This window comes from Nocardia abscessus, assembly GCF_015477775.1.
Classification (GTDB): domain Bacteria; phylum Actinomycetota; class Actinomycetes; order Mycobacteriales; family Mycobacteriaceae; genus Nocardia; species Nocardia abscessus_A.
This window is the reverse complement of sequence record NZ_JADLQO010000002.1, coordinates 400,821-424,643: the sequence shown is the minus strand read 5'-3', so window position 1 is coordinate 424,643 and position 23,823 is coordinate 400,821. Positions and strand designations below refer to the sequence as shown.

Below are 23,823 nucleotides of genomic sequence, written 5' to 3'. Positions count from 1 at the left end.
ATGCGATGGAAGGCGTGCCGGAAACCTCATCGTCAGTGTCCGACTACACCTCCGACTCGTTCGTCTCGATCGTCGCGCGTGGCGACGAAGCCGACCTGCGCCGCGTCGCGGTCGACATCGCCGAGACGGCCGCCGCGCACGTCCGCGCCCGCCGCCCCGAGGTGTTCGGGCCCGCGGGCGCGCACGCCGAAGGCGCCGTGCAGTCCAAGAGCCACGCGACCGACCCGGTGACCATCGTGGACACCGAGACCGAAGAACTGATCCGAATCCTGCTCGCCGAACAGCGCCCCGGCGACCCGATCCTCGGCGAGGAGGGCGGCGGCAGCATCGATGACGCGAGCGCGGACACCGTCCACTGGGTGGTGGACCCGATCGACGGCACGGTCAACTTCCTCTACGGCATTCCGGGCTACGCCGTGTCGGTGGCGGCGCTGCGCGGCGGGCGACCGGTCGCGGGCGCCGTGGTCGACGTCGCGCGGGCGGCCACCTACAGCGCCGGGCTCGGGCTCGGTGCGCTGCGTGTGGACGCCGACGGCGTGGTGGAGCACCTCAGCTGCACCCCCGTCGAAACGGTCGCGATGTCGTTGGTCGCCACCGGATTCGCCTACGGCAGGCACCGCAGGAGCAGGCAGGCGGAACTGGTCGCGCAGGTGCTGCCGCACGTGCGCGACATCCGCCGCTTCGGCGCGGCGGCGCTGGATCTGTGCCACGTCGCGGCGGGCCGGGTGGACGCCTACTACGAGCACGGATTGAACGCCTGGGACTGGGGCGCGGGCGCGCTGATCGCCGCGGAGGCCGGGGCGCGGCTGACGCTTCCGCCCGCGACGGCGCCGGGCGCCGACGGCGACCTGGTGGTGGCCGCCGCGCCCGGCATCGCCGACGAACTCGGGCAGCTACTGGCCCGGGTCGGCGCTACCGAGCCGATCCCGGACCGCTGATCAGCAGCGGGCTTGCCGCGCGGCGTCGAGCAACTTGATATCGATCGAGGTGGAGTTGCCCGGCGCCGGGTTCTTCAGCGAACGCAGCACCTCCTCGGCGTCGTTGCTGGGCCGGATGTCCCGGAACAACGAGCCGAGCACCAGATCGACCGTCTCGTCGCCGCGCTGATCCTCGATCAGCTCGGCGCACGGCGCGACCAGCTGCACGGCCGCGGCGGCCGGACGGCCGTTCACGCCGAAGCGGATCTGCCCGGTGCATTCCAGGTCGCCGTTGACGTATACCGAATCGTTGCCGTATTGCGTGCCGGGCGCGCTCGCGAAACCGAGGTCGCCGAGCTGGGCGGCGACGTGCGCGGCCTGACCGCGCTGGTTGTTCGCGTTCAGCACGCGCACCCTGCTCGCCGCCAGCGGCGCGGGTTCCACGTCCTGCAACCGGCCCGACCCGACCCGCTGGCCGAGCGGAGTCGGTTGCGGCGCACCGGGATCCGAGGCCGGGCTCGGCGAGTTGCACGCCATCGCGGTGTAGTCGGTGTCGTGCGTCGTGAGGGCTTTGATCCAGACGATCCCGCAGATCAGAGCGAGAACGCCGAGCATGACGAGCCAGGGCTGGGGTCGGCGACGCAGGAACGGACGACCTTGCGGATCCGTCGAGGTACCTTCGGTGATCAGTGAAACCACCAGCACACTCTACGAAAATGTGGCGGGGTGGCGGCGCAAGGTCTCGGTGCGTTCCCTGGACGGTGTCGATTGCCCCTCATTTTCGACTCGGCTGTGTTTTGATTGCGACTTTTCCTCCGGGGTCCGCTATTGTCTGGCGGCCCAGATCGAATCACCGGTGCGGAAATCAGTGGTCGGTCGCGGGAACAAGAAGGGCATGTCCTGCGTTTACCCAGCGCTATCGGGAGTGGATCGACACGATCTGCCCTGATAGGCGACCGGTGTACGTGTGACGTGCACCACCGGCGGGGCGGTACCGGTCGCGGCGGTTCCGGCAGGAATCGGGTGTGAGCGGACCGGTCCGGGATATACGGAGTTAGGACGAGGGGAAGACGACATGGCAACCGACTATGACGCACCGAGGCGCACCGAATCCGACGATGTGTCGGAGGATTCGCTGGAGGAGCTGAAGGCTCGTCGTAACGAGGCACAGTCCGCCGTCGTGGATATCGACGAATCCGATACCGCGGAGTCGTTCGAGCTTCCCGGCGCCGACCTGTCCGAGGAAGTGCTGACGGTTCGGGTGATCCCGAAGCAGGCCGACGAGTTCACCTGTTCCAGCTGTTTCCTGGTACATCACCGGAGCAGGCTGGCCAGTGAGAAGGGCGGCCAGATGATCTGCATGGATTGCGCCGCCTGATCTCGACGAGATCGAAGACAGTGTCAGCCCGCGCTCGGAACACCGAGCGCGGCAAGGACCCGTTCGGGCCGTCGCGTACTGACCAGCCAGTACGGCGTCGGATCGTCGGGGTCGTCGAGCACGAGCAAGACCATCGGCCCGACCCAGGGGCGATGCTGGACATAGGCGGCGGGGTCGAGCTGGCGGCCCAGCGCCGCGCTTTTCGCGGTGGGAGCGACAGCGGCCGCACGGGCCACGAAATTCACCGGCAGATGTGCGCGATCGGCGCGCAGCTCCGGTGTGCCGCTCGCGTCCCGCGCCACTTCGACGCGGTGGCGGCTCAGCCACAGCAGCACCCAGACCGGCACCGGGAACAACAGCGCATAGGGCAGCCACGCGCGTAACCCGGGCGCGCCCATGTGGATCTCCGCCGCGAGCAACCCGGTGATGGCGAAGGCCACCGGCCACCACCACAGCGGCACCCACAGGCGCTCCCGATACAGGTGCGCTGGCTGCTTTTTCTCGTCCGTGGTCATGGGATTGGGCTGGTCCGACACGAGTCAACACTAAGTCACGAGGGCAAACAGCCTACGCGTAGGCTCGTCCAACGTGAGCGCACTTTCACCCATACCCTTGCTGCGGCTGGACCCCGGCATCCCCGTGCCCACGCGTGCCCATGCGGGCGACGCGGGCGTGGATCTGTGCACCACGCAAGACGTCATCCTGGAGCCGGGGGAGCGGGCTCTGGTCGGCACCGGTGTCGCCGTGGCCCTGCCGGTCGGCACGGTCGGCCTGATCCATCCGCGCTCGGGTCTGGCGGCCAAGACCGGACTATCGGTGGTGAACACGCCGGGCACGGTCGACGCGGGGTACCGGGGCGAGATCAAGGTGTGCCTGATCAACCACGACCCGCGCACGCCGATCGAGCTGCGTCGCGGCGACCGGATCGCGCAACTGCTGGTGCAGCGAGTGGAACTGGTGGATTTCGTGGAGGTCGACTCGCTCGACGAGACCACCCGGGGAGCGGGGGGATACGGCTCCAGCGGCGGCCACGCGAGCCTGACCGCGCAGACGAACGGGGCGGGCCGGGCGACCGGCAAGGAGGCATGACGGGAATGTTCGGAAAGAGAAAGAAGTCCGGCCGGGCCGCGGACGACCGGTACGACGACGCGGACGACTACGCCGACTACGAGCCCGAGTACGAGGCGGGGTACGCGGCGCCCGAGTACGACGACGAGTTCTACGACGACGCGCCCACCGACGAGCGCTCGTACGAGGGCGTGGACTTGACCGTGGACCGGCCGCAGGGCAAACCGGGCCCGTACGACTACGACGAGGTCGCCGAGCTGCTGGAGACGGTGTCCGAGCAGCGGCTCGACCTCGGTTCGGTGCTGTTGCCGGTCCCGCCCGGTGGCCAGTTGCAGGTCGAGATGACCCCGGAGGGCCAGCCGCAGGCGGTGCACCTGGCCACCGAGCACGGCCGGATCACCGTGGCGGCCTACGCCGCGCCCAAGACTTCGGGCCAATGGCGTCTGGTCGCCGCGGACCTCGCCGACTCGCTGCGCAAGGACGGCGCCAGGGTCTCGATCGAGAACGGGCCGTGGGGCCGGGAGTTGCTGGCGCTGACCGAGGGCGCGGATCTGCGTTTCATCGGCGTGGACGGCTATCGCTGGATGGTGCGTTTGGTCGCCGCGGGCCCCTCGGGCGCGGCGAACGACGGCAGCCCGCTGGTCAAAGCCGCGCGCGCGATCCTGAGCGAGACGGTGGTACGGCGTGGCGAGGATCCGCTGCCGGTGCGGGAGCCGCTGCCCGTGGTGCTGCCGCAGCAATTGTCCGAGCAGCTGGCCGCGGCGCATCAGCAGCAGGTGGAAGCTCAGCAGCAGGCGATGGCCGCGCAGGCCGCGGCGCAGACCGGTGCGCAGCCGGTGGTGCCGCGGATGCCGCAGGGACCGCGGCGCGGTGCGGACGGGTCGGCCATGCAGCAGCTCGGCCTGAACTGAGCGACCGAACTCACCCGAAGGCGCCGAGCCCCGCGCGTCCCAGGATCGCGGGATCGGCGCCGAGTTCGTCCAAGGTGACGCGGTGCAGCTGCGAGCGAGGGGCCAGCGCTGCCCACTCTTCGGCCACGGCCACCGGATGGACCGGGTCGTCGACCGCGGTCACGACCACGATCGGCAACTCGAAGGTGGCCAGGCGCTCGGCGTCCGGCCACTTGTAGTCGGCGGCTTCGTCCAGCGCCCGCGGCAGGTCCGGCCACTGCGCGCGCCACGACTGGGTCAGCGCGTCCGCCAGCCACCGCGGGCTGCTCGCCCGCATCCGGTCGATCACGGCCGCCAGACCGTCGGCACGCAGCTGCGCCGCGGTGGCCGCCGCGCTGAGCGCAGCCGGGCACGCGGCGGTGTCGGATCCGGTCCAGGCGGGCAGCGCCGCCACCACTCCGACGACGTCGGCTGGGTGCTCGGCCGCCCACTCCAGTGCGATCGCGGCGCCGAGCGAGATGCCGGCCGCCAGCACCGGGCCCTCCTCCGCCGCCACGGCCAGCGCGGCCCGGCAGCTCGCGACCACGCGCCGCGGATCCGGTTCCACGGCGACGAAATCCAGACCGCGCGCGGCGCTGGCGGGCCCGAAGGCGCGCCTGGCGAAATCGGCGTCGGATCCGGTGCCGGGCAGCGCCACGACGCGCGCGGAATGTGGGGAGTCGAACATCGGTCCGAGCGTAGCGGGGGTGGCCCGGCCCATCTACAGTGGCGTTGTACGGCCTCGACAGGTCGTGCGGATCGGATCCCCCACGATGGTGTGCGACCCACGCCATCTGCTCTATGCAGGAGAGCGTGCACAATGTCATCCGCAGCCTCAGGATATTTCCGACGTCTGGGCCGCAAACTGACCGAAGACATCGATCAGCTCGACGCCGAAGAGCTGGCCGAGACATCCGAGGCCTCAGGAGCGTGTCGCGCGTCGGAGTGTCGGCGCGGTGACGAGGCCACCATGCTCGGTAGGCTTCGCAGTGTCGAGGCGTGTCCCAAGTCGGCCGGTGCCAGCGTCCAGGCCGAGTTCTTCGACGGCACGGACGCGATTACGCTGGTCTGGATCGGGCGCAGGCGCATTCCCGGCATCGAGCCGGGGCGGCGCATCCTGGTCCGTGGCCGGGTGGGCGACCGCGACGGCCGCAAAGTGATCTTCAACCCCTACTACGAATTGCGCGGGAACAGCTGACGTATGCCATTGAGCGACGACAACGCAGGATCGGACGACCGCACCGGGCTGGACCGGCCCGACCGTGACCCCGACCGTGACGAGGAACGTGCCGAGCAGACCCTCCTCGAACAACTCGGCGGCTTCAGCGGCCTGATCTACTCGACCCTCCCCGTTGTCGTGTTCGTTCCCGTGAACAGCGTCGCCGGGCTGACCGCCGCGATCTGGTCGGCCCTCGGGGTGGCCGCCGCCATCCTGATCTGGCGTCTGGTGCGGCGCGATCCCATCCAGCCCGCCATCTCCGGCTTCTTCGGCGTCGGCATCTGCGCCTTCATCGCCTACCGGATGGGCGAGGCGAAGGGTTTCTTCCTCTTCGGCATCTACACCAGCCTCCTGTACGCTGCGGTGTTCCTCGGGTCCATCCTGGTGCGCCGGCCGCTGGTCGGCGTCATCTGGGGCGTGCTGAACGGCCACGGCTCGGACTGGCGGTCCGATCCGCGCGCGGTGCGCCTCTACGATCTGGCCACCACCGCGTGGATCGTGGTGTTCGGCGCCCGCTATCTGGTGCAGTCGCAGCTCTACGACACCGACCGGACCGGCTGGCTGGCTTTCACCCGCATCGCGATGGGCTGGCCGCTGACCGCGGTGGCGCTGGGCGTCACCGTCTGGGCGGTGCGCAGGGCCGGTCACCTGCCCACCAAGTCGATGGCCGCGACCGGGCCCGCCTGAGCCGTTAACCCTCCGCCGTCACTCGGCGAAAACCACAGGGGTGGGAGGAGTCCCACCGCCGAGGTGGGTGCTTCCCCACCCTGGGGTGCCTGGTTGCCGCCCCGAGTTCATCAGACGATCTATGCGTACCGAAAACACGCACTGATCGGCAAGAAAGGACTCGGACGTGGCTACCGAGCACAACACCGCGGCACTGCCCAAGAACCACCACCCCGCTCTCTCGGAGAGCAGGCGGGTATCGGCCGAGCTGGACAAGCTGATCGGTCCGGCGGCCGCGGGCGACCGCCAGGCGGTCACCGAGATCATCCGGATCGTGCACCCGCTGGTGCGCCGCTACTGCGGTGCGCGCCTGGGCAACACGGCCCACTTGCAGGTCACCGCCGACGATGTGGTGCAGGAGATCCTGCTGGCCACCGTCAACGCCATCCCGCGCTACCGCGACCAGGGCAAGTCGTTCCTGGCGTTCGTCTACGGCATCGCGGCCAACAAGGTCGCCGACGCGTTCCGCCGCTCGCAGCAGCACCCCGCCTACCCGATGGCCGACGTCCCGGACTACGCGTCCTCCGCCGCCGGGCCGGAGGAGTGGGCATTGGCCTCCGAACGGCGCTCCGCCACAAGGGAACTGATGAAAGTCCTGGCGCCGGCGCACCGCGAGGTGCTGGTGATGCGCATCGTGCTGGGCTGGTCGGCGGCACAGACCGCGGAAGCCATCGGCACCAGCCCGGGCGTGGTCCGCGTGATGCAGCATCGCGCGCTGAACAAGCTGCGCGCGGAGCTGAAACTGGCCGCGTGATCCCCGGGTGGTGCCGCGCACGAGAACGCGCGTCCGGCCGTGTACGGGGAGTTACGGTCTGATGCCGTGATTGGCGAGTTCCACCCGGAGGTCTTCCTCGGCCTCCACCGAAGTCACGAACAGCAGCTCGTCGTCGCCTTCCAGCGCGTCGTCCGGCTGCGGCACGATCACCCGCCCGCCGCGCAGGATGGTCACCAAGGCGGCGTCGCGCGGCAGGGTCAGGGTGCGCACCGGCTTGCCCGCCAGCGCGGTGTCCGCGGGCAGCGTCATCTCCACCAGGTTCGCCTGGCCCTGACGCAGCGTCATCAGGCGCACCAGATCTCCGACGGACACCGCCTCCTCGACCAGGGAGGCGAGCAGCCGGGGTGTGGACACCGCGACGTCCACACCCCAGGAACCGTCGAAGAGCCATTCGTTGCGCGGGTCGTTCACCCGCGCCACCACCCGGCGGACTCCGAACTCGGTCTTGGCCAGCAGGCTGTGCACCAGGTTCGCCTTGTCGTCACCGGTGGCCGCGATGACCACCTCGTAGGTCTCCAGCCCGGCCTGCTCCAGCAGCGCCAGTTCACACGCGTCGGCGTGCACCCAGACCGCGTCCGGGATCGCGGCGGACTCGATGTGCTCGAGCTGACGCTCCAGCAGCATGACCCGGTGCCCGCCGCGCAGGAGTTCCCTGGCGATCGATCGGCCGACAGCGCCTGCTCCGGCGATGGCCACTTTCATGTTCAGTCCTCGCTCGCTGGGGGCTTCGCGGCCATGGCGACGCTCTCGCCCACGGTGCCGGACGCGGCGGCCACATAGACGATGTCGTCGGCCTGGATGATGGTCTTGCTGTCGGGGAGCAGCGCCTGGCCGAACCGGATGATGAACGCCACCTTGGCCGCGACGGTTTGCTCCAGGTCGCGCACCGTGCGCCCATACCACTCTTCGTGCAGCGTCAGCTGCGTCACAGCAACCGTTCCGGTCGGGTCGCGCCATGTGGTGGTGCCGGTGTCGCCGATGAGCGCGCGCAGGAAGCGGTCGGTGGTCCAGGGGACCGTCGCGATGGTCGGGATGCCGAGCCGCTCGTAGACGGCCGCGCGCTTGGCGTCGTAGATGCGGGCGACCACCCGCTCCACTCCGAACATCTCCCTGGCCACGCGTGCGGAGATGATGTTCGAGTTGTCGCCGGAGGAGACCGCCGCGAACGCGTCCGCCCGCTCGATTCCCGCCTTTATCAGCACATCTCGATCGAATCCGACGCCCGTCACCCGCTCACCCGGGAAATCGGATCCCAGGCGGAGGAAGGAACTGGAGTCCCGATCGATCACGGTGACTTCGTGACCCACGCGGACCAGGGCGTGGGCCAGCGACGAGCCGACACGCCCGCACCCCATGATCACTACGTACACCGTGCAACCTCGTTCCTGGAACCATGGTGTTGGGTCTGCTCTGCTGTTCGGTCGAACGCTACCCGTCGAATGATTCCACCGGCCACGTTCCCCCTCCAGCGGGCGAGCAAACCTGCGAGCCACGCGCGCGATCCACCGTGCGGGGGCCTATGCTCGCTCCAGTGTCCAAGTTGACGACGGCAGCGAAGCGAGTGCTGCTGGGCAGGCCTTTCCGTAGCGACTCGCTGGGCCACACGCTGCTGCCGAAGCGAATCGCGCTCCCGGTGTTCGCCTCCGATGCCATGTCGTCGGTCGCCTACGCCCCCGAAGAGATCTTCCTCGTCCTGTCGGCGGCCGGGATCGGGGCGTATCTCTACGCGCCGTGGGTCGGATTGGCGGTCGCCTTCGTCATGGCCGTGGTGGTGGCCAGCTACCGGCAGAACGTGCACGCCTACCCGTCCGGTGGCGGCGACTACGAGGTCGCCACCACCAACCTCGGACCGAACGCGGGCCTCACCGTAGGCAGCGCGCTGCTGGTCGACTACGTGCTCACCGTCGCGGTGTCGATCTCCTCGGCCGCGTCCAACATCGGCTCGGCCATCCCGTTCGTGGCCACCCACAAGGTGTTGTTCGCCGTCGTGGCGATCGCGGTGCTCACCGCGATGAACCTGCGCGGCGTGCGGGAATCGGGCACCACGTTCGCCGTTCCGACCTACGCGTTCATCATCGGCATGTTCCTGATGCTCGGCTGGGGCCTGTTCCGGATCTTCGGGCTCGGCGAGGAAATACGGGCCGAATCGGCCGGCTTCGGGTTGAACGCCGAGCACGAGCACCTCTACGGTCTGGCGTTCGCCTTCCTCATCGCGCGCGCGTTCTCCTCCGGCTGCGCCGCGCTGACCGGTGTGGAGGCGATCAGCAACGGCGTGCCCGCCTTCCGCAAACCCAAGTCGCGCAACGCCGCCACCACCTTGCTGATGCTGGGGACGATCGCGATCGTGTTGCTGATGGGCATCATCATCCTCGCCCAGAAGATCGGCGTCGTGTACGCGCACAACGTCGATGACCTGACCGGCGCGCCGCCGGACTATCACCAGAAGACGCTGATCGCCCAGCTCGCCGAAGCGGTGTTCGACGGGTTCCCGATCGGGTTCTTCTTCATCACGACGGTGACCGCGCTGATCCTCGTGCTCGCCGCGAACACCGCGTTCAACGGGTTCCCCGTGCTCGGCTCGATCCTGGCGCAGGACCGCTACCTGCCGCGCCAGCTGCACACCAGAGGCGATCGGCTCGCGTTCAGCAACGGCATCCTGTTCCTGTCCGGCGCGGCCATCGCGTTCGTGGTGCTGTTCGGCGCCGAGGTGACCAAGCTGATCCAGCTGTACATCGTCGGTGTGTTCGTCTCGTTCGTGCTCAGCCAGACCGGCATGCTGCGGCACTGGACCCGCCTGTTGCGCACCGAGACCGACTCGGCGCAGCGCGCGCGGATGAAGCGGTCACGGGTGATCAACGCGGTCGGCCTCACCGCGACCGGGGCGGTGCTGGTGATCGTGCTGATCACCAAGTTCTTCGCGGGTGCCTACATCGCCATCTTCACCATGGTCGCGATCTTCGTGGTCATGAAGCTGATTCGGCGACACTACGATTCGGTCGCGCGTGAGCTGGACGAGCACGAGTGGGACGGTGTGCTGCCCAGTCGTTCGCACTCCATCGTGCTGGTTTCCCGGCTGCACCTGCCGACCCGCCGCGCGCTGGCCTACGCGCGCGCCAGCCGCCCCGACACGCTGGAGGCGGTGACGGTCAACGTCGACGAGGCCGACACCAGGGCTCTGGTACGGGAATGGGAGAACAGCGACATCACGGTGCCGCTCAAGGTGATCGAATCGCCTTACCGCGAGATCACCAAGCCGGTGCTCGATTACGTGAAGCGGGTGCGCAAGGACGCTCCGCGCGACGTGGTGACCGTGTTCATCCCCGAGTACGTGGTGGGCCACTGGTGGGAGCAGGTGCTGCACAACCAGAGCGCGCTGCGGTTGAAGGGCAGATTGCTCTTCGAGCCCGGCGTGATGGTGACCAGCGTGCCGTGGCAGCTGAGCTCGTCCGCGCGGGCGAAGACGCCCGGCGTGGTGAACGCTCCCGGCGCGGTGCGGCGCGGGTACGGGGACCGGACATGACGCCGACGGAGCATGCGGGATGAGCGATTGGCGGACAAGCACGTTCGAGGTGCGGCTCGGTCCACCGGGGCACGGCGGCTTCTGCGTCGGACGGCACGAGGGACGGGTGGTGTTCGTCCGGCACGGGCTGCCCGGCGAGCTGGTGCGGGTGAGGGTCACCGAGGATCGCGGCGGCTCGTTCTGCCGGGCCGACGCGATCGAGGTGCTCGAGGCTTCGCCGGACCGGGTGCCCGCCACGTGCCCGGTGTCCGGTCCCGGTGGCGCCGGGTGCTGTGATTTCTCGTTCGCCACGCCGGTGGCCCAGCGCGCGGTGAAGGCCACGGTGGTGGCCGAACAGTTGCGGCGGGTGGCCGGGATCGAGCGGGAAGTGCTGGTGGAGACGATCGGGCCGGGGGACGCGATCGGCGGGTGGCGCACTCGGGTGCGACTCGCGGTAGACGCGCACGGACGTGCCGGTGTGCACCGTTATCGCAGCAGCGACGTGATCGCGGATCTCCGGTGCCCGCAACCGGTCGCGGGGGCGCTGGAGGGCGTCGCGGACCGGCTGTGGACGCCCGGGGCCGACCTGGTGATCGCGGTGGACGGTGACGGGGTCCGGCACATCGTCGAGTTGGCGCCCGCCGTGGAGGCCGAGCCGGGCAGCCGCGGCGCGGATCGGCGCGGGCCGGGCGGGAGTGGGCGGCGCTCCGAGCCGGGTGGCCGGGACCGGCGGGCCGGAAGCGGCCGCCGCGAACGGCCGCACAGCCGTGATAGCCGCGGCGGACGGCACGGCGGCGGCGGCGATCGGCGCGGTGGGGAGTGGACCGCGGGGGAGTTCACTCGGCGTGACGAAAGGCGCGACGCCTCGGCGCGCCGTGCCGCGGCGCACGCGGCGCGCGACGAGTGGGTGTTCGAGGGCACCGGACGCGCGGCCGAGTACGTGGCCGGCCGCCGGTGGGAGGTCGCGGCGACGGGCTTCTGGCAGGCGCATCACGGTGCGGCGCAATGTTATTCGGACCTGGTCGCGGAGTGGTCCGGTCTCGGGCCCGGCGGCCGGGCCTGGGACCTCTACAGCGGTGCGGGGGTCTTCGCGGCGCGCCTCGCCGAGCAGGCCGGGCGCACCGGTGCGGTGCTCGCGGTGGAATCCGCCCGGTCCGCGGTGGCCGACGGCGCCGCCGCGCTGCGCGATCTGCCGTGGGTCCAGCTGCGCACCCAGCGGGTTGAGCGCTGGGTGCTCGAGCACGTCGGCGCGGCCGCCCCGGACGTCGTCGTGCTCGATCCGCCGCGCGCGGGCGCGGGCAAGGAGGTGGTCGGTGCGGTCACCGCGGGCGGGCCGACCCGGATCATCCACGTCGGCTGCGATCCCGCCGCGTTCGCCCGCGATCTCGGCCTGTATCAGGCCGCGGGCTACCGGCTCGCCGACCTGCGCGCCTTCGACGCGTTCCCCGCGACGCACCACGTCGAATGCCTCGCCCTGCTGGAGCGTTGAGCGATCAGTCCTCGTAGACCGGCGGCCTGCGGTCGCGGCGGGCGCGGATCGCTTCGTCGAAATTGCCGGTGGTGAGGCGGACGTAGAGCTGGGCCATGCCCTCGTGCTGCATGTGCGATTCGAATCCGCCCGCCTCGATGCCGCTCCACAGCATGCGCTTGGTGAGCTCGGTGCCCACCCGGCTGAAGCCGATGATGCGTTCGGCCAGGTCGTAGCAGGTGTCCAGCAGTTCGGCCGCCGCGACCGTGCGGGAGACCAGGCCGATGCGTTCGGCTTCGGCCGCGTCCACGTCGCGACCGGACAGCATGATCTCGAAGGCCCTGGACGCGCCGACGGCCCGCGGCAGCAGATAGCTGATGCCGAGTTCGGCGGAGGTGAGCCCGTTGTTGATGCCTGCGGCGCGGAAATACGCGTCCGCGGCGGCGATCCGGATATCGGCGCCGACGGCCAGGCAGAACCCGCCGCCGATGGCCGCGCCGTTGACCGCGGCGATCACCGGCTGGTGCATCCGACGCAGCGTGATCATCACGTCGTTGAGCAGATCCATCGAGCGTCGCGCGACGCTGGCGACGGTCAGCCCGTCGACGTTCGGCACCTTTCCCGCGCTGGTCAGGTCGGCGCCGGAGCAGAAACCTGGTCCCGCGCCGGTGAGCACGACGACGCGGATGTCGTTGTCGGCGCGCACCTGCTCGAGCGCCTCGCGCAGCGGGATCATCACGTCGAACGCCATCGCGTTCATCCGTTCGGGCCGGTTGAGCGTCAGCAGGGCGACATGCGGCCGCGGCGTGTCGATGAGCACGAACGACATACGACCTCCGATCGGTGGCGACCTCAATATAGGCAGCCCGGCCCGCAGTGGCGGCGAATTCGCGCGGACGTCCAATTAGAGTCACTGACATGACCGTGTATGTAATTGCACAACTGAAGTTCACCGATCGCGGCGCCTACGATCGCTACCAGGCACGATTCCTGGACATCTTCCTCCGGTACTCCGGCACACTGCTGGCCGCCGACGAAGCCCCGCAGACCGTCGAAGGCGTCACCGACCGCGAGAAGGTGGTGCTGATGTCCTTCCCGGACGAGCCGTCCTTCCGCGCGTGGTCCGAATCGCCGGAGTATCAGGAGATCTCGAAGGATCGTCATGCCGGAGCGGACACGGTCAGCCTGCTGGTGCGAGGGCTCGGCCACGGGTCGTGAGGCGTCGCGGCATGATGAAACGGTGATCCATCACGTCAATTGTGTTGGCCCGCAGGTGCGGAGGACCGGCAGCGCGGTTTCCACACTCACGACGCGGTGAGCAACCGGGTGGAGTTCCTGGCCGACTGATACCCGGTGGACCGGCGTACCTCGGTGGACCGGCGTACTTCGGGCACCCGGCGTACGGTCGCCGCGGGCTGCCGCACCGGGACGACCGGTCCTCAGTCCAACTGCCAGGTGATGCGGATGCCCGCGGAGATCTCGCTCTCGCCCAGTTCGACCGGGATGGCGGCGGCGCGGTAGGCCTCCATCGGAGCGGACATGGACTGCGCGCGTGGGACGGGCGGCGCGGCGGCGGTGTTCTCGGTGATCTCCACGACCTTGCCGAGCGAGCGTTCCGCGCGCCGCGCGTACTGCTCGGCCTTGGCCATGGCGTTCTCCCATGCGGCATCGCGGGCCCGGGTGAGCAAGGACTCCTGATCGGCGAAGGTGAGGACGAGACCGCCGAGACGGACGTCGTCGCCGCCCGCATCGACGCAATTGGCGATGACGGTACCCGGCGCGGGATCGGCATCCTCGCCGATGTCGCGCAGCGCGACCGTCAGCGACGTGGTGGCGAGATATCCCGTGATGCGGTTGCCCTGGCCCTCGGTCCACACCGTTTCGGTCTGTACCGACAGTCCGCTGGTGGCGATGTCCGCGCCGTCGACGCCGTCGGATCGCAGCGACCGCGCGACCGCGGCGACGCGCGCACCGGCCTGGCTGTAGGCGAGCGCGACCTTGCTCGCCCGCGACTCGACGGAGATCGTCACCCGCATCAGGTCCGGAGTGGCGCGGGCGGTGCCGTGCCCGTAGGTCGTGACGGTGCCCGCACGGGAATCGTTCTTCTTGCTCAACGGACTCTCCTCGTCGATCGCTGTCGATCCGTACCGCACCATCGTGCCCGTTCCGGCAGTCGCCTTCAGTAGTCGCCGCCGCGGGCCGCGATCGCCCGCACGGCCGCGTCGATCTGAGCGAAGGCCTCGGCGGCCAGCTGTTCGAGCAGCGCGAGCTTCCTCTCGGGCGCCTGCGCGGTGAGCCGGTCGAACCGTTCCGGGCTCAGCACCGCGACCCGTACGCCGGTCTCCGCCCGCACCTCGTTCCCGAACGGCGTGCCGACCAGCATCGGAATCTCTCCGAACGACATTCCGGCCGACAGGCTGAGCAGCCGATGCGTGCGGCCGTCGGTTCCCTCGAAGGCCAGGCGCACTCGTCCCTCGAGAATCAGATAGAGCCCCGAGCGCGCACTGCCGCGTTCGGCGATCACGGCGCCGCGAGCGAAGGCGCACACCTGGAACTGCTGTGCCAGACCGAAGCGGTCGCTCGCGGCGAGTCCGGCGAGCGCGGGGTGATTCGCCGCGGTGATCGCGGCGCGCGGCGGCTCGTCGGCGGGGCGGTGGTGGGCCAGCACGATGTCTTCGCACCATTCGGTCGCGGTGTCGCGATCGACGAACACCCGGCCGCTGGGATCGTCCGGATCGATCCGGGAGGCCGGGTGCCCGAGCCGCCCGTCCGGGTCGACCAGCGCCACCCGGACACCCATCGAGAACAATTCGTGTCGCAGATCATCGATCATCCGCACCGCGACCGCGCTCACCTCGCCGACCCGGCGCACATCGATCGCCAGCGCTTCCAGTTCGCCCGCCTGCTCTTCGATGGTCCGCACGGTGCGCTCCGCACCCGCGAACAACAGGTCGCCGTGCAGTTCGTAGATCCGCGCCCGGTGCCCGTGCGCGGCCAGCGCGGCGATCTCCTCGGTCGGGCGGCGCAGTCGGGACGGCACCTCGGCCACCGAGTAGGCGGCGCGGATGGCGGCCCGCGCGGCCCGCGTCACGTGCAGAAAGTGCAGCTCGAGCTGCCGCGACAACTCGCGGCATGCGGCCACACCGCGGACGCTGTTGCCGTGCCGGTCCAAGCGCGGGGAGTACACGGCGATCCCGATCTGCCCTGGCAGCACAGCCACGATCCCGCCACCGACGCCGCTCTTGGCGGGCAGCCCGACGGTGGTCACCCAGTCGCCCGCCGCGTTGTACATGCCGCAAGTGGTCATGACACTGAGGACCTGCTCGGTCGACCAGGCCGAGGCGGCTTGCTCCCCGGTCGCCGGATTGCGCCCGTTGTTCGCCAGCGTCGCGGCCATCAGGGCCAGATCGCGGCAGGTGACGGTGATCGAGCACTGCCGGAAATATCGATCGACCGCCTCGTCGGGGTCGGTATCGAGGATGCCGAACGAGCGCAGCATGTAGCCGATGGCGCGATTGCGGTATCCGGTGCGCGCCTCGGAGGCGTAGACCGCGTCGTTCACGCTCAACTCCCGTCCGGCGAAACGCGAGTAGTAGCGCCGGACCCGCTCGAAGCGATCGGCGGGGTCGCGGCCTGCGATCAGCGAGGCGGCGGCGATGGCTCCCGCGTTGATCATCGGGTTGCGCGGTCGCGCGGTCACCGGATCCAGGCTGATCTCGTTGAACGGCTCCCCGGACGGCTCGACGTCGATGCGCTCGGCGACCGCGTCGGGTCCACGGTCGGCCAGCGCGAGGGCGTAGGTGAACGGCTTGGAGATGGACTGGATGGTGAATCCGGTCGCGACATCGCCCGCACCGTAGATCCGGCCGTCGACGGTGGCCAGGCAGACGGCGAACGAATCCGGTTGTACCGCAGCCAGTTCGGGAATGTAATCGGCCGGGGTTCCGGAACTGTCACCCCGGCACCGCTGGTGGACGTCGTCGACGATCCGAGCGACGACGCCGGGTTCGATTGTCCGCGAGACCACTTGCTCGGGCCGGCCCACCCTGTCACTCTAGGCCGGGTACCGTATGTCGAGGCTCACATTCCGACCTCCAGTCGGTCGGTGTGACCGTTCTCGTGCGGGAGCGTCGGCCGCCGCTCCGTAGACTGATCTGGATCAGATGCGCTATCCGGAGGGAGCTAGTTCAGGTGGGAGTGCTTTCCCGGGTCGACACGCCCGATGATCTGCGCCGGCTGACCGTGCCGCAAGTGCGCGAGCTGGCGGAGGAGATCCGCGAGTTCCTGGTGCGCAAAGTCGCCGCGACCGGTGGGCACCTCGGCCCCAACCTCGGTGTGGTCGAGCTCACCATCGCGCTACACCGGATCTTCGACTCGCCGGCCGACCCGTTGATCTTCGACACCGGGCACCAGGCCTACGTGCACAAGATCCTGACCGGGCGCAAGGACCAGTTCGACTCGCTGCGCAAGCAGGGCGGCCTGTCCGGCTACCCGAGCCGCGCCGAGAGCGCCCACGACTGGGTGGAGTCCTCGCACGCCTCGGCGGCGCTGTCCTACGCGGACGGCCTGGCGAAGGCGTTCGCGCTGAGCGGGCAGGACCGGCACGTGGTCGCGGTCGTCGGCGACGGTGCGCTCACCGGCGGCATGTGCTGGGAGGCGCTCAACAACATCGCCGCCGCCCCGGACCGCCCGGTGGTCGTCGTGGTCAACGACAACGGCCGCTCCTACGCGCCCACCATCGGCGGCCTGGCCGAGCGGCTCACGGCGCTGCGCACCCAGCCCGCCTACGAGCACGCGCTGGACGCGGGCAAGCGCATCTTGAAGAGCATCCCTCGGGTGGGCGAGTCGGCGTACTCGATGGTGCACGCGGTGAAGGCGGGCATCAAAGATGCGGTCAGCCCGCAGGAGCTGTTCAGCGACCTCGGCCTCAAGTACGTCGGGCCGGTGGACGGCCACGACGTGGTCGCCTTGGAGGCGGCGCTGCGCCGAGCCAAGGAGTTCGGCGGCCCCGTCGTGGTGCACGCGGTGACGCAGAAGGGTCGCGGCTACGCGCCTGCCGAGAATCACGTCGCCGACCAGATGCACGCCTGCGACCCCATCGATCCGCTGACCGGCGTCCCCGTCGGCGGTCCGAAGGCGCGCGGCTGGACGTCGGTGTTCTCCGAAGAGCTGATCGCGCACGCCGAGCGCCGCGCCGACATCGTCGCCATCACCGCGGCGATGCCGGGCCCGACCGGGCTGGCCGCGTTCGGGGAGCGTTTCCCCGACCGGATGTTCGACGTCGGCATCGCCGAACAGCACGCCATGGCCTCGGCGGCGGGGCTCGCGCTCGGCGGCATGCATCCGGTGGTGGCGATCTACTCCACGTTCCTCAACCGGGCTTTCGACCAGTTGCTGATGGACGTGGCGCTGCTGAAGCAACCGGTCACCGTGGTGCTGGACCGTGCGGGCATCACCGGCTCCGACGGCGCCAGCCACAACGGAATGTGGGATCTGTCGGTCCTCGGGATCATCCCCGGCATCCGGGTGGCCGCTCCGCGCGACGCCGCGACCCTGCGGGAGGAGCTGGCCGAGGCGTTGGCCGTCAACGACGGGCCCACCGCGCTGCGTTTCCCGAAAGGCAGTGTCGCCGAGGACATCTCCGCGGTCGAACGGCTGGACGGCATCGATGTGCTGCGGATGGCCGAGCCGGAGGGCGGCTCGGTGCAGGCGGTGCACGGCGATGTCCTGCTCGTCGCGGTGGGATCGTTCGCGGGTGCGGCCATGGAGGCGGCGAATCTGCTGGATTCCGAAGGTATTTCGGTCACCGTCATCGACCCGCGCTGGGTCCTGCCGGTCTCCGACACCCTGCTGAAGCTCGCGGAGAACTACCGGCTCGTCGTCACGCTCGAAGACGGTGGGTTGCACGGCGGCATCGGCTCGACGGTGTCGGCTCGCCTGCGCAACTCCGGGCTGGACGTCCCCACCCGCGATCTCGGTGTGCCGCAACAGTTCCTGGAGCATGCCTCGCGCGGCGAGGTGCACACCGAACTCGGCCTCACCGGCCCCGACATCGCCCGGCGGATCAGCGGATGGCTGGCCGCCCGCTGACGCCGCGGCCGAACCGCCGGACCGGGTACTAGTCCGCCGGCCGCAGCGCCACGGCCAGCCGCGGTACCGCGAGTTCCCGTTGCCAGGGCCGGGCGCCCCCCGACTTCAGGAACCCGTCGACCGCGGAGGGTTCGGCCACGTCGTAGTCGGGCAGCCCGTCCCAGCACAGGCGGCGGACCAGGTCCGGCGCGAGCAAATTCTCCACCGGGATCGAGTGCTCGGCCGACAGCTCGCCCATGGCGGCTCGCGCCCTGGTCAGGCGGGCCGCCGCGGCCGGGTCGCGGCGCTCCCAGCGGTTGACCGGCGGCGGACCGTCGAACGGCTGGGTGAGCGGCGGCAGCTCGCTGTCCGGCAACGTGCGGCCGCGCTCGATCGCCGCGAGCCATTCGCGGGAGTACCGGCGCTGCCGCGGACCGCCGAACACCGGCAGGGTGCGCAATTGCGCGATGGACTTCGGTTCCGAGGTCGCCGCGGCGATGATCGCGGCGTCGGGAAGGATGCGGGCGGGCGCCACGTCACGGGCGCGGGCCAGCGCGTCCCGGGTGGTCCACAGCTCGCGCACCACCGCGAGTTGCCTGGTGCGGCGCAGCGTATGGATGCCCGAGGTGCGCCGCCAGCGCTCGGCCTTCGGCGCGGGCGGATCCAGGGTGCGAATGTGCTCGAATTCCTGTGCGGCCCAATCCGATTTACCCTGCTCATCGAGAGCGTCGGCCACGGAGTCGCGCAGTTCCAGCAACAACTCCACGTCCAGGGCGGCGTAATTCAACCAGTCGGCGGGCAGCGGCCGAGTGGACCAGTCGGCTGCCCCGTGCCCCTTGCGCAGCGCACGGCCCAGCAGCCGCTCCACCATCGCGGCCAGCCCGACGCGTTCGAAACCCGCCAGGCGCCCGCCCAATTCGGTGTCGAACAGCCGGGCCGGACGCAAACCGAGCTCGGCCAGACCGGGCAGGTCCTGGTCCGCGGAGTGCAGGACCCATTCGAGTCCGTTGATCGCCTCGGCCAGTGGGGCGAGGGCGTCGGTGACCGGAATGGGATCGATGAGGAACGTGCCCGCGCCCGCGCGGCGCAATTGGATCAGGTACGCGCGCGCCGAGTAGCGGAATCCGGAGGCGCGCTCGGCGTCCACGGCCAGCGGACCGGTGCCCGCGATCAGCCGGGCGGCGGCCGCGCTGATCTCGGCGGCGGTGTCCAGTACCGGTGGCACGCCCTCCACCGGCGCGAGCAGGGGCGTCGCGGCCGAGGCTTCGGATTCGTCTGGTACGGACATGGTGATGAACTTTACGTGCCGACTCCACGGCGCCGCCGTCCTATCACCGCATAAGTGTGTCGGCGGATCGGGTGCGACAGGCCGCCGGACCGGGCAACCGCTGTTCCGGCGCAGGTCACGTCATGCCGGGGACGTGCTCAGGGGTGATCGCCGGACAGCCCGGGTGGCACCTGCAGTTGGGTCACCCCGGCCGGTGGCAGCCCCGCCGCGTAGGCCAGCACCTCGCAGAACGCCTCGAGGTGCGGGCGCAGATCGGTGGTGACGGGCGTCCACGAGGCGCGTAGCTCCAGCTGGTGGGCGCGCGGTGGACCGGCGATATCCCCGTAGCGCACCGAGCTGGTCGAGGTCACCGTGCCGCCGAGCGCGGTGAACGGTTCGGTCCGCGACTCCAGCGCGTCCACCAGCCAGCTCCACGCCACCTCGGGCAGCAGGGGGTCGGTGGCGAGCGCGGCGTCGATGTCGGCCTGGATGTAGGCGACCAGACGTAGGGTGCCGTGCCAGGTGTCGTCGCCGTCCGGGTCGTGCAGCAGGATCAGCCTGCCGAACGCGTCGCCTTCGGAATCTGCCGGTACCACAGGGGTTTCCGGATGTGCGACCTCCGCGCCGATGGCGTAGGAGTACGGTGCGAGTCGTTGCGGTGGCCGGATGGGCGCGAGCTCGATCCGAGGGTGCACGGTAGCGGTGCCCATCGCCTCGACCGCGGCGCGAAACTGAGCTGGCTCGCCATGAGGTCCTTCGGTCGGTGCGGCGCCGTCGCGGAAGTCGAGCGGTGTCACGAATGCTGACGGTAGACCTTGTGCACCCGGCGCAGTCGGAGGCGCGCCGCTACAGGCGATGCGGCGACTGTGCGGTCATCTCTGCCGCCTCCGCGTCCGCCCCTGCGAGCGGGCCCGCATACGATAGCCGTGATGAGCACTCATACCCGCCGCCGGTTGACCGATGCCCCGTTCCTGGCCGCCGCTACCGGCGCGACGCCCAGCAGGCGTCCGGTGTGGTTCATGCGCCAGGCCGGACGCTCGCTGCCCGAATACCGCGAGGTGCGGGCGGGCGTCGGGATGCTCGAGTCCTGCTTCGATCCGGAGCTGGTGTGCGAGATCACCCTGCAGCCGATCCGCAGGCACCGGGTCGACGCCGCAATCCTGTTCTCCGACATCGTCGTTCCGCTCAAAGCGGCCGGAATCGATCTGGACATCGTGCCGGGCGTGGGGCCGGTGGTCGCCGCGCCGGTGCGGACCGTCGACGACGTGCGCGCACTGCCCCGGTTGCGGCCCGAAGAAGTCGGGGCGGTCACCGACGGTGTGCGCCTGCTGCTCGACGCGCTGGGGGAGACGCCGCTGATCGGGTTCGCGGGGGCGCCGTTCACCCTCGCCTCCTACCTGGTGGAGGGCGGTCCGAGCAAGAACCACGAGCGCACCAAAGCGATGATGTACGCCGACCCGCAGACCTGGCACGCGCTGCTCGGCGTGCTCACCGACATCACGATCGCGTTCCTGCAGGCCCAGCTGGCGGCGGGCGTCGACGCGGTACAGCTGTTCGACTCCTGGGCGGGCGCGCTCTCACTGGCCGACTACCGCAATTTCGTGCTTCCGCATTCGGAGCGGGTGTTCGCCGAGATCGCCGACGCCGGGGTGCCGCGGATCCACTTCGGTGTGGGCACCGGCGAGCTGCTCGGCGCCATGGGTGAGGCGGGCGCCGACGTGGTCGGCGTCGACTGGCGGGTGCCGCTGACCGATGCCGTCCGCCGCGTCGGGCCCGGAAAAGCGTTGCAGGGCAATCTCGATCCCGCCGTGCTGTTCGCCGGGCCCGAGGCGGTCGAGGCGCAGGCCAGGCGGATCGCGCGCGAAGCGGACGAGGCGATCACGCTCGGCGCGACCGGGCACATCTTCAACCTCGGCCACGGGGTGCTCCCGGAGACCGATCCGGGCGTGCTGACCGCCCTGGTGGAACTCGTCCACGAACTGTAGAGCGGCGCGAATGTGGCCCACGTCATCGTGGGCCGTTCGATGGTCGCGGTCGCGGCACACGATACGGTCGAAGCATGCGTATCGCGGTGGTCGGCGGCGGCATCAGCGGGCTGGTGGCCGCGTATCGGTTGCGGACCGCGCTCGGACCGGAAGCCGACGTGCTCGTGCTCGATCGGGCGGAGCGGGTCGGCGGCATCCTCTACACCGGTGAACTGGCCGGGGAGCCACTGGATCTCGGAGCCGAAGCGTTCGTCGGGCGGCGGCCGGAAGTGCCCGCGCTGCTCGGTGAGCTGGGGCTCGAGTCGCAGCTGGTGACCCCCGCCGGGCTGCGGCCGCTGGTGTGGTCGTCCGGATCGGCGCATCCGATGCCGGAAGGCACCCTGATGGGTGTCCCGGCGAATGCCGAGTCGATGCGCGGACTGGTCGACGAGGCCACGCTGGCCCGGATCGCCGCCGAGCCCGGCCGGCCGCTGACCTGGGAGCCCGGTTCCGACGTCGACGTCTACCGCCTGGTCGCCGACCGGTTCGGCGCGCAGGTCGCCGAGCGCAGCGTGGATCCGCTGCTCGGCGGCGTGTACGCGGGCAGTTCCCGTTCCATCGGTGTCCGCGCCGCGCTGCCCACGCTGGCCGCGGCGCTGGACAACGGTGCGCCCAGCCTCACCGCCGCCGTCGGGGCCGCGTTGCCGCCGCCGTCGAACGCGCCGGTCTTCGGCGGAATCCGCGATGGCTACCGGGTGCTGCTCGAGGCACTCGCCGAACGCTCCGGTGCCAGATTCGTCACCGCGACACCGGGCACCCGCCTGGCCAAGGGGCTGCGTGGCTGGGTGGTCGACCCGATCGGCGCGGTCGACGCGGTAGTGCTCGCCACCCCGGCGCCGGTGACCGCACGGCTGCTGAAGGCCGTCGCCCCCGCCGCGGCGGCGGAACTGGCCGGCGTCGAACTGTCCTCGTCGGTCGTTGTCGCGTTGGCACTGCCACGCGAGACCGCCTTGCCGCGCAACTCCGGCATCTTGGTGGCCACCGGAGAGCCGCTGCGCGCCAAAGCGTTCACCCTCTCCAGCCGCAAATGGACGCATCTCGCGCAGCGCGCGACAGCCCTCGTCCGAGTCTCCTTCGGCAAGTTCGGGGACGACTCCCCGCTGTCGTGGCCCGATTCCGAACTCGTCGCCGCCGCCACCGAGGACCTGGCCACGGTCACCGGAGTCGCCATCGAGCCGGTCGCGGCGGTCGTGCAGCGCTGGCCGGGCGGGCTCGCCCAGTACGCGCCCGGCCATCCCGCCCGCATCGCGGCCGTCGAAGCCGAGGTCGCGACGCTCGACGGCTTGGCCGTGGCCGGTGCGTACCTGCACGGCGTCGGCGTACCCGCGTGCGTCGCCTCCGGCGCGGCCGCGGCGAGCCGGATCGTCGCGCGAGTCGGCGCGAACACCGTGCGCTGAGCTACTTCGGCCGCTGCCCCGGACGAATACTCACGGCCCGGTGCGGCCACAGACGGCACCGAATCCATCGCGCGCCGAAACTCCGTGATCGCTGCCCGATCCCACGCCGAGGGTCGGCGTTCCCGGGAATTCGCCTGAAGTCGCATGCGCTCAGCCGAGCGCCGCGACCTCGCGAGTGCGCGCCTGCGTTCCGGTGCCTGCCCGGCGGATCACCTGGCGCCGGGCGAGTGGCACGATGGTGCTATGGCGCGACTCGACTATGAGGCTCTCAACTCCACCATCCGCTACCTGATGTTCTCGGTCTTCCAGGTACAGCCCGGAGTGCTGGGCGAGGACCGGGACGCCGCGACCAAGGAAGCCAAGGCGTTCTTCGACGGTCTCGCCGATCGCGACGTCGTGGTGCGCGGCATCTACGACGTGGCGGGGATGCGCGCCGACGCCGATTTCATGATCTGGACGCACGCCGAACGCGTCGAGGACCTGCAGGCGGCCTACGCCGATTTCCGCCGCACCACCGAACTCGGCCGGGCCAGCGCGCCGGTTTGGAGCAATGCGGCGCTGCACCGTCCGGCCGAGTTCAACAAGAGCCACATCCCGGCGTTCCTGGCCGGTGAGGACCCAGGCGCCTACATCTGCGTGTACCCGTTCGTGCGGTCCTACGAGTGGTACCTGCTGCCCGACGAGGAGCGCCGCCGGATGCTGGCCGAACACGGCAAGGCCGCGCGGGGATATCCGGACGTGCGCGCCAACACCGTCAGCTCGTTCGCGCTCGGCGACTACGAGTGGATCCTGGCCTTCGAGGCGCCCGAACTGCACCGCATCGTCGACCTGATGCGTGATCTGCGGGCCACCGACGCCCGCAAGCACGTGCGCGAAGAGATCCCGTTCTTCACCGGCCCCCGCGTGGAGATCGAGAAACTGATCGCCGCCCTGCCCTGATTCACTGGGCATTCCTCTCGTCGCGCTCGATTGCCGGTCGAAGGGCCGGCGATTGCGGCCGCCGATGTCGGCGCGAACTCCGGGCGCGGTAGATCGGTTCGCCCGGCTCGGCTAGCCGACTCGCCCGACCGGCTTCCACCTGGTCGGC

At 70.3% G+C, this 23,823-nt stretch carries 24 protein-coding genes; 14 read left to right on the top strand and 10 right to left on the bottom strand.

Going from position 1 to position 23,823, the window contains the following annotated elements; all coding sequences use genetic code 11:
• Positions 1-35: 35 nt before the first annotated feature.
• Positions 36-938: an inositol monophosphatase family protein gene (locus IU450_RS07575; RefSeq protein ID WP_324197578.1), complete on the top strand. Its 903-nt coding sequence runs from the start codon at positions 36-38 to the stop codon at positions 936-938.
• Here the strand turns inward: IU450_RS07575 and cei are convergent, their stop codons facing one another.
• Positions 939-1,616 carry an envelope integrity protein Cei gene (gene cei, locus IU450_RS07570; protein WP_195149052.1) on the bottom strand — a complete coding sequence of 226 codons (678 nt, stop codon included), beginning with the start codon at positions 1,614-1,616 and terminating at the stop codon, positions 939-941.
• A 376-nt stretch (positions 1,617-1,992) separates the two neighbouring features.
• On the opposite strand from cei, the gene IU450_RS07565 reads away from it, so the two are divergent.
• Complete coding sequence (locus IU450_RS07565) at positions 1,993-2,295, top strand: DUF4193 domain-containing protein (RefSeq protein ID WP_039799153.1); 303 nt, start codon at positions 1,993-1,995, stop codon at positions 2,293-2,295.
• Positions 2,296-2,318: 23 nt separating this feature from the next.
• Here IU450_RS07565 and IU450_RS07560 read toward each other — a convergent pair whose 3' ends face one another.
• Positions 2,319-2,810, bottom strand: coding sequence for a DUF3093 domain-containing protein (locus IU450_RS07560; protein WP_195149568.1), 492 nt, complete (start codon positions 2,808-2,810; stop codon positions 2,319-2,321).
• A 73-nt stretch (positions 2,811-2,883) separates the two neighbouring features.
• Between IU450_RS07560 and dut the strand changes: the two genes are divergently transcribed.
• The gene (dut, locus tag IU450_RS07555) at positions 2,884-3,384 is read left to right on the top strand and encodes a dUTP diphosphatase (protein ID WP_195149051.1); all 501 of its coding nucleotides are present in this window, start codon (positions 2,884-2,886) and stop codon (positions 3,382-3,384) included.
• A gap of 5 nt (positions 3,385-3,389) precedes the next feature.
• Positions 3,390-4,274 carry a DUF3710 domain-containing protein gene (locus tag IU450_RS07550; RefSeq protein WP_195149050.1) on the top strand — a complete coding sequence of 295 codons (885 nt, stop codon included), beginning with the start codon at positions 3,390-3,392 and terminating at the stop codon, positions 4,272-4,274.
• A gap of 10 nt (positions 4,275-4,284) precedes the next feature.
• On the opposite strand, the gene IU450_RS07545 is transcribed toward IU450_RS07550, so the two are convergent.
• Positions 4,285-4,980 (bottom strand): alpha/beta fold hydrolase, encoded by a 696-nt coding sequence (locus tag IU450_RS07545; protein WP_195149049.1) that lies wholly within the window; start codon positions 4,978-4,980, stop codon positions 4,285-4,287.
• Positions 4,981-5,112: 132 nt separating this feature from the next.
• Between IU450_RS07545 and IU450_RS07540 the strand changes: the two genes are divergently transcribed.
• The 3 genes from IU450_RS07540 (at position 5,113) to IU450_RS07530 (ending at position 6,991) form a co-directional block, all read left to right on the top strand.
• Positions 5,113-5,490, top strand: a complete 378-nt coding sequence (locus tag IU450_RS07540) for an OB-fold nucleic acid binding domain-containing protein (protein ID WP_043694454.1) — start codon at positions 5,113-5,115, stop codon at positions 5,488-5,490.
• Between the two features lie 3 nt (positions 5,491-5,493).
• A complete protein-coding gene (locus tag IU450_RS07535; protein ID WP_195149048.1) occupies positions 5,494-6,198 on the top strand; it encodes a DUF3159 domain-containing protein in 705 nt (234 codons plus the stop codon).
• Positions 6,199-6,364: 166 nt separating this feature from the next.
• On the top strand, positions 6,365-6,991 hold the full coding sequence (locus IU450_RS07530) for a sigma-70 family RNA polymerase sigma factor (protein ID WP_195149047.1): 627 nt from the start codon (positions 6,365-6,367) through the stop codon (positions 6,989-6,991).
• Positions 6,992-7,042: 51 nt separating this feature from the next.
• Here the strand turns inward: IU450_RS07530 and IU450_RS07525 are convergent, their stop codons facing one another.
• Positions 7,043-7,714, bottom strand: a complete 672-nt coding sequence (locus IU450_RS07525) for a potassium channel family protein (protein WP_043694450.1) — start codon at positions 7,712-7,714, stop codon at positions 7,043-7,045.
• Between the two features lie 2 nt (positions 7,715-7,716).
• A complete protein-coding gene (locus tag IU450_RS07520; protein WP_195149046.1) occupies positions 7,717-8,382 on the bottom strand; it encodes a potassium channel family protein in 666 nt (221 codons plus the stop codon).
• A 161-nt stretch (positions 8,383-8,543) separates the two neighbouring features.
• Between IU450_RS07520 and IU450_RS07515 the strand changes: the two genes are divergently transcribed.
• Together IU450_RS07515 and IU450_RS07510 are read left to right on the top strand one after the other, a co-directional pair.
• Complete coding sequence (locus tag IU450_RS07515) at positions 8,544-10,532, top strand: APC family permease (protein ID WP_195149045.1); 1,989 nt, start codon at positions 8,544-8,546, stop codon at positions 10,530-10,532.
• Between the two features lie 19 nt (positions 10,533-10,551).
• On the top strand, positions 10,552-12,000 hold the full coding sequence (locus tag IU450_RS07510) for a class I SAM-dependent RNA methyltransferase (protein WP_195149044.1): 1,449 nt from the start codon (positions 10,552-10,554) through the stop codon (positions 11,998-12,000).
• Between the two features lie 4 nt (positions 12,001-12,004).
• Here IU450_RS07510 and IU450_RS07505 read toward each other — a convergent pair whose 3' ends face one another.
• A complete protein-coding gene (locus IU450_RS07505) occupies positions 12,005-12,808 on the bottom strand; it encodes an enoyl-CoA hydratase (protein WP_195149043.1) in 804 nt (267 codons plus the stop codon).
• Between the two features lie 89 nt (positions 12,809-12,897).
• On the opposite strand from IU450_RS07505, the gene IU450_RS07500 reads away from it, so the two are divergent.
• Entirely contained in the window at positions 12,898-13,197 is a 300-nt protein-coding gene (locus IU450_RS07500) for a DUF1330 domain-containing protein (protein ID WP_195149042.1), read from the top strand.
• Between the two features lie 221 nt (positions 13,198-13,418).
• Here IU450_RS07500 and IU450_RS07495 read toward each other — a convergent pair whose 3' ends face one another.
• Entirely contained in the window at positions 13,419-14,093 is a 675-nt protein-coding gene (locus IU450_RS07495) for an SIMPL domain-containing protein (RefSeq protein WP_228834175.1), read from the bottom strand.
• Between the two features lie 65 nt (positions 14,094-14,158).
• Positions 14,159-16,024, bottom strand: coding sequence for a glutaminase A (gene glsA / locus IU450_RS07490; protein WP_195149040.1), 1,866 nt, complete (start codon positions 16,022-16,024; stop codon positions 14,159-14,161).
• Between the two features lie 146 nt (positions 16,025-16,170).
• Between glsA and dxs the strand changes: the two genes are divergently transcribed.
• On the top strand, positions 16,171-18,069 hold the full coding sequence (dxs, locus tag IU450_RS07485; protein ID WP_195149039.1) for a 1-deoxy-D-xylulose-5-phosphate synthase: 1,899 nt from the start codon (positions 16,171-16,173) through the stop codon (positions 18,067-18,069).
• A gap of 28 nt (positions 18,070-18,097) precedes the next feature.
• Here dxs and IU450_RS07480 read toward each other — a convergent pair whose 3' ends face one another.
• Both IU450_RS07480 and IU450_RS07475 read right to left on the bottom strand, forming a co-directional pair.
• Entirely contained in the window at positions 18,098-19,336 is a 1,239-nt protein-coding gene (locus IU450_RS07480; protein WP_195149038.1) for a ribonuclease D, read from the bottom strand.
• A 137-nt stretch (positions 19,337-19,473) separates the two neighbouring features.
• Entirely contained in the window at positions 19,474-20,112 is a 639-nt protein-coding gene (locus IU450_RS07475; RefSeq protein ID WP_195032673.1) for a DUF3000 domain-containing protein, read from the bottom strand.
• Between the two features lie 132 nt (positions 20,113-20,244).
• Between IU450_RS07475 and hemE the strand changes: the two genes are divergently transcribed.
• From hemE to hemQ, 3 genes are all read left to right on the top strand, one after another.
• Positions 20,245-21,300, top strand: a complete 1,056-nt coding sequence (gene hemE, locus IU450_RS07470) for a uroporphyrinogen decarboxylase (RefSeq protein ID WP_228834174.1) — start codon at positions 20,245-20,247, stop codon at positions 21,298-21,300.
• Positions 21,301-21,374: 74 nt separating this feature from the next.
• Complete coding sequence (locus IU450_RS07465) at positions 21,375-22,736, top strand: protoporphyrinogen oxidase (protein ID WP_195149037.1); 1,362 nt, start codon at positions 21,375-21,377, stop codon at positions 22,734-22,736.
• A gap of 243 nt (positions 22,737-22,979) precedes the next feature.
• The gene (gene hemQ / locus IU450_RS07460; protein ID WP_043694486.1) at positions 22,980-23,675 is read left to right on the top strand and encodes a hydrogen peroxide-dependent heme synthase; all 696 of its coding nucleotides are present in this window, start codon (positions 22,980-22,982) and stop codon (positions 23,673-23,675) included.
• Positions 23,676-23,823: the final 148 nt, after the last annotated feature.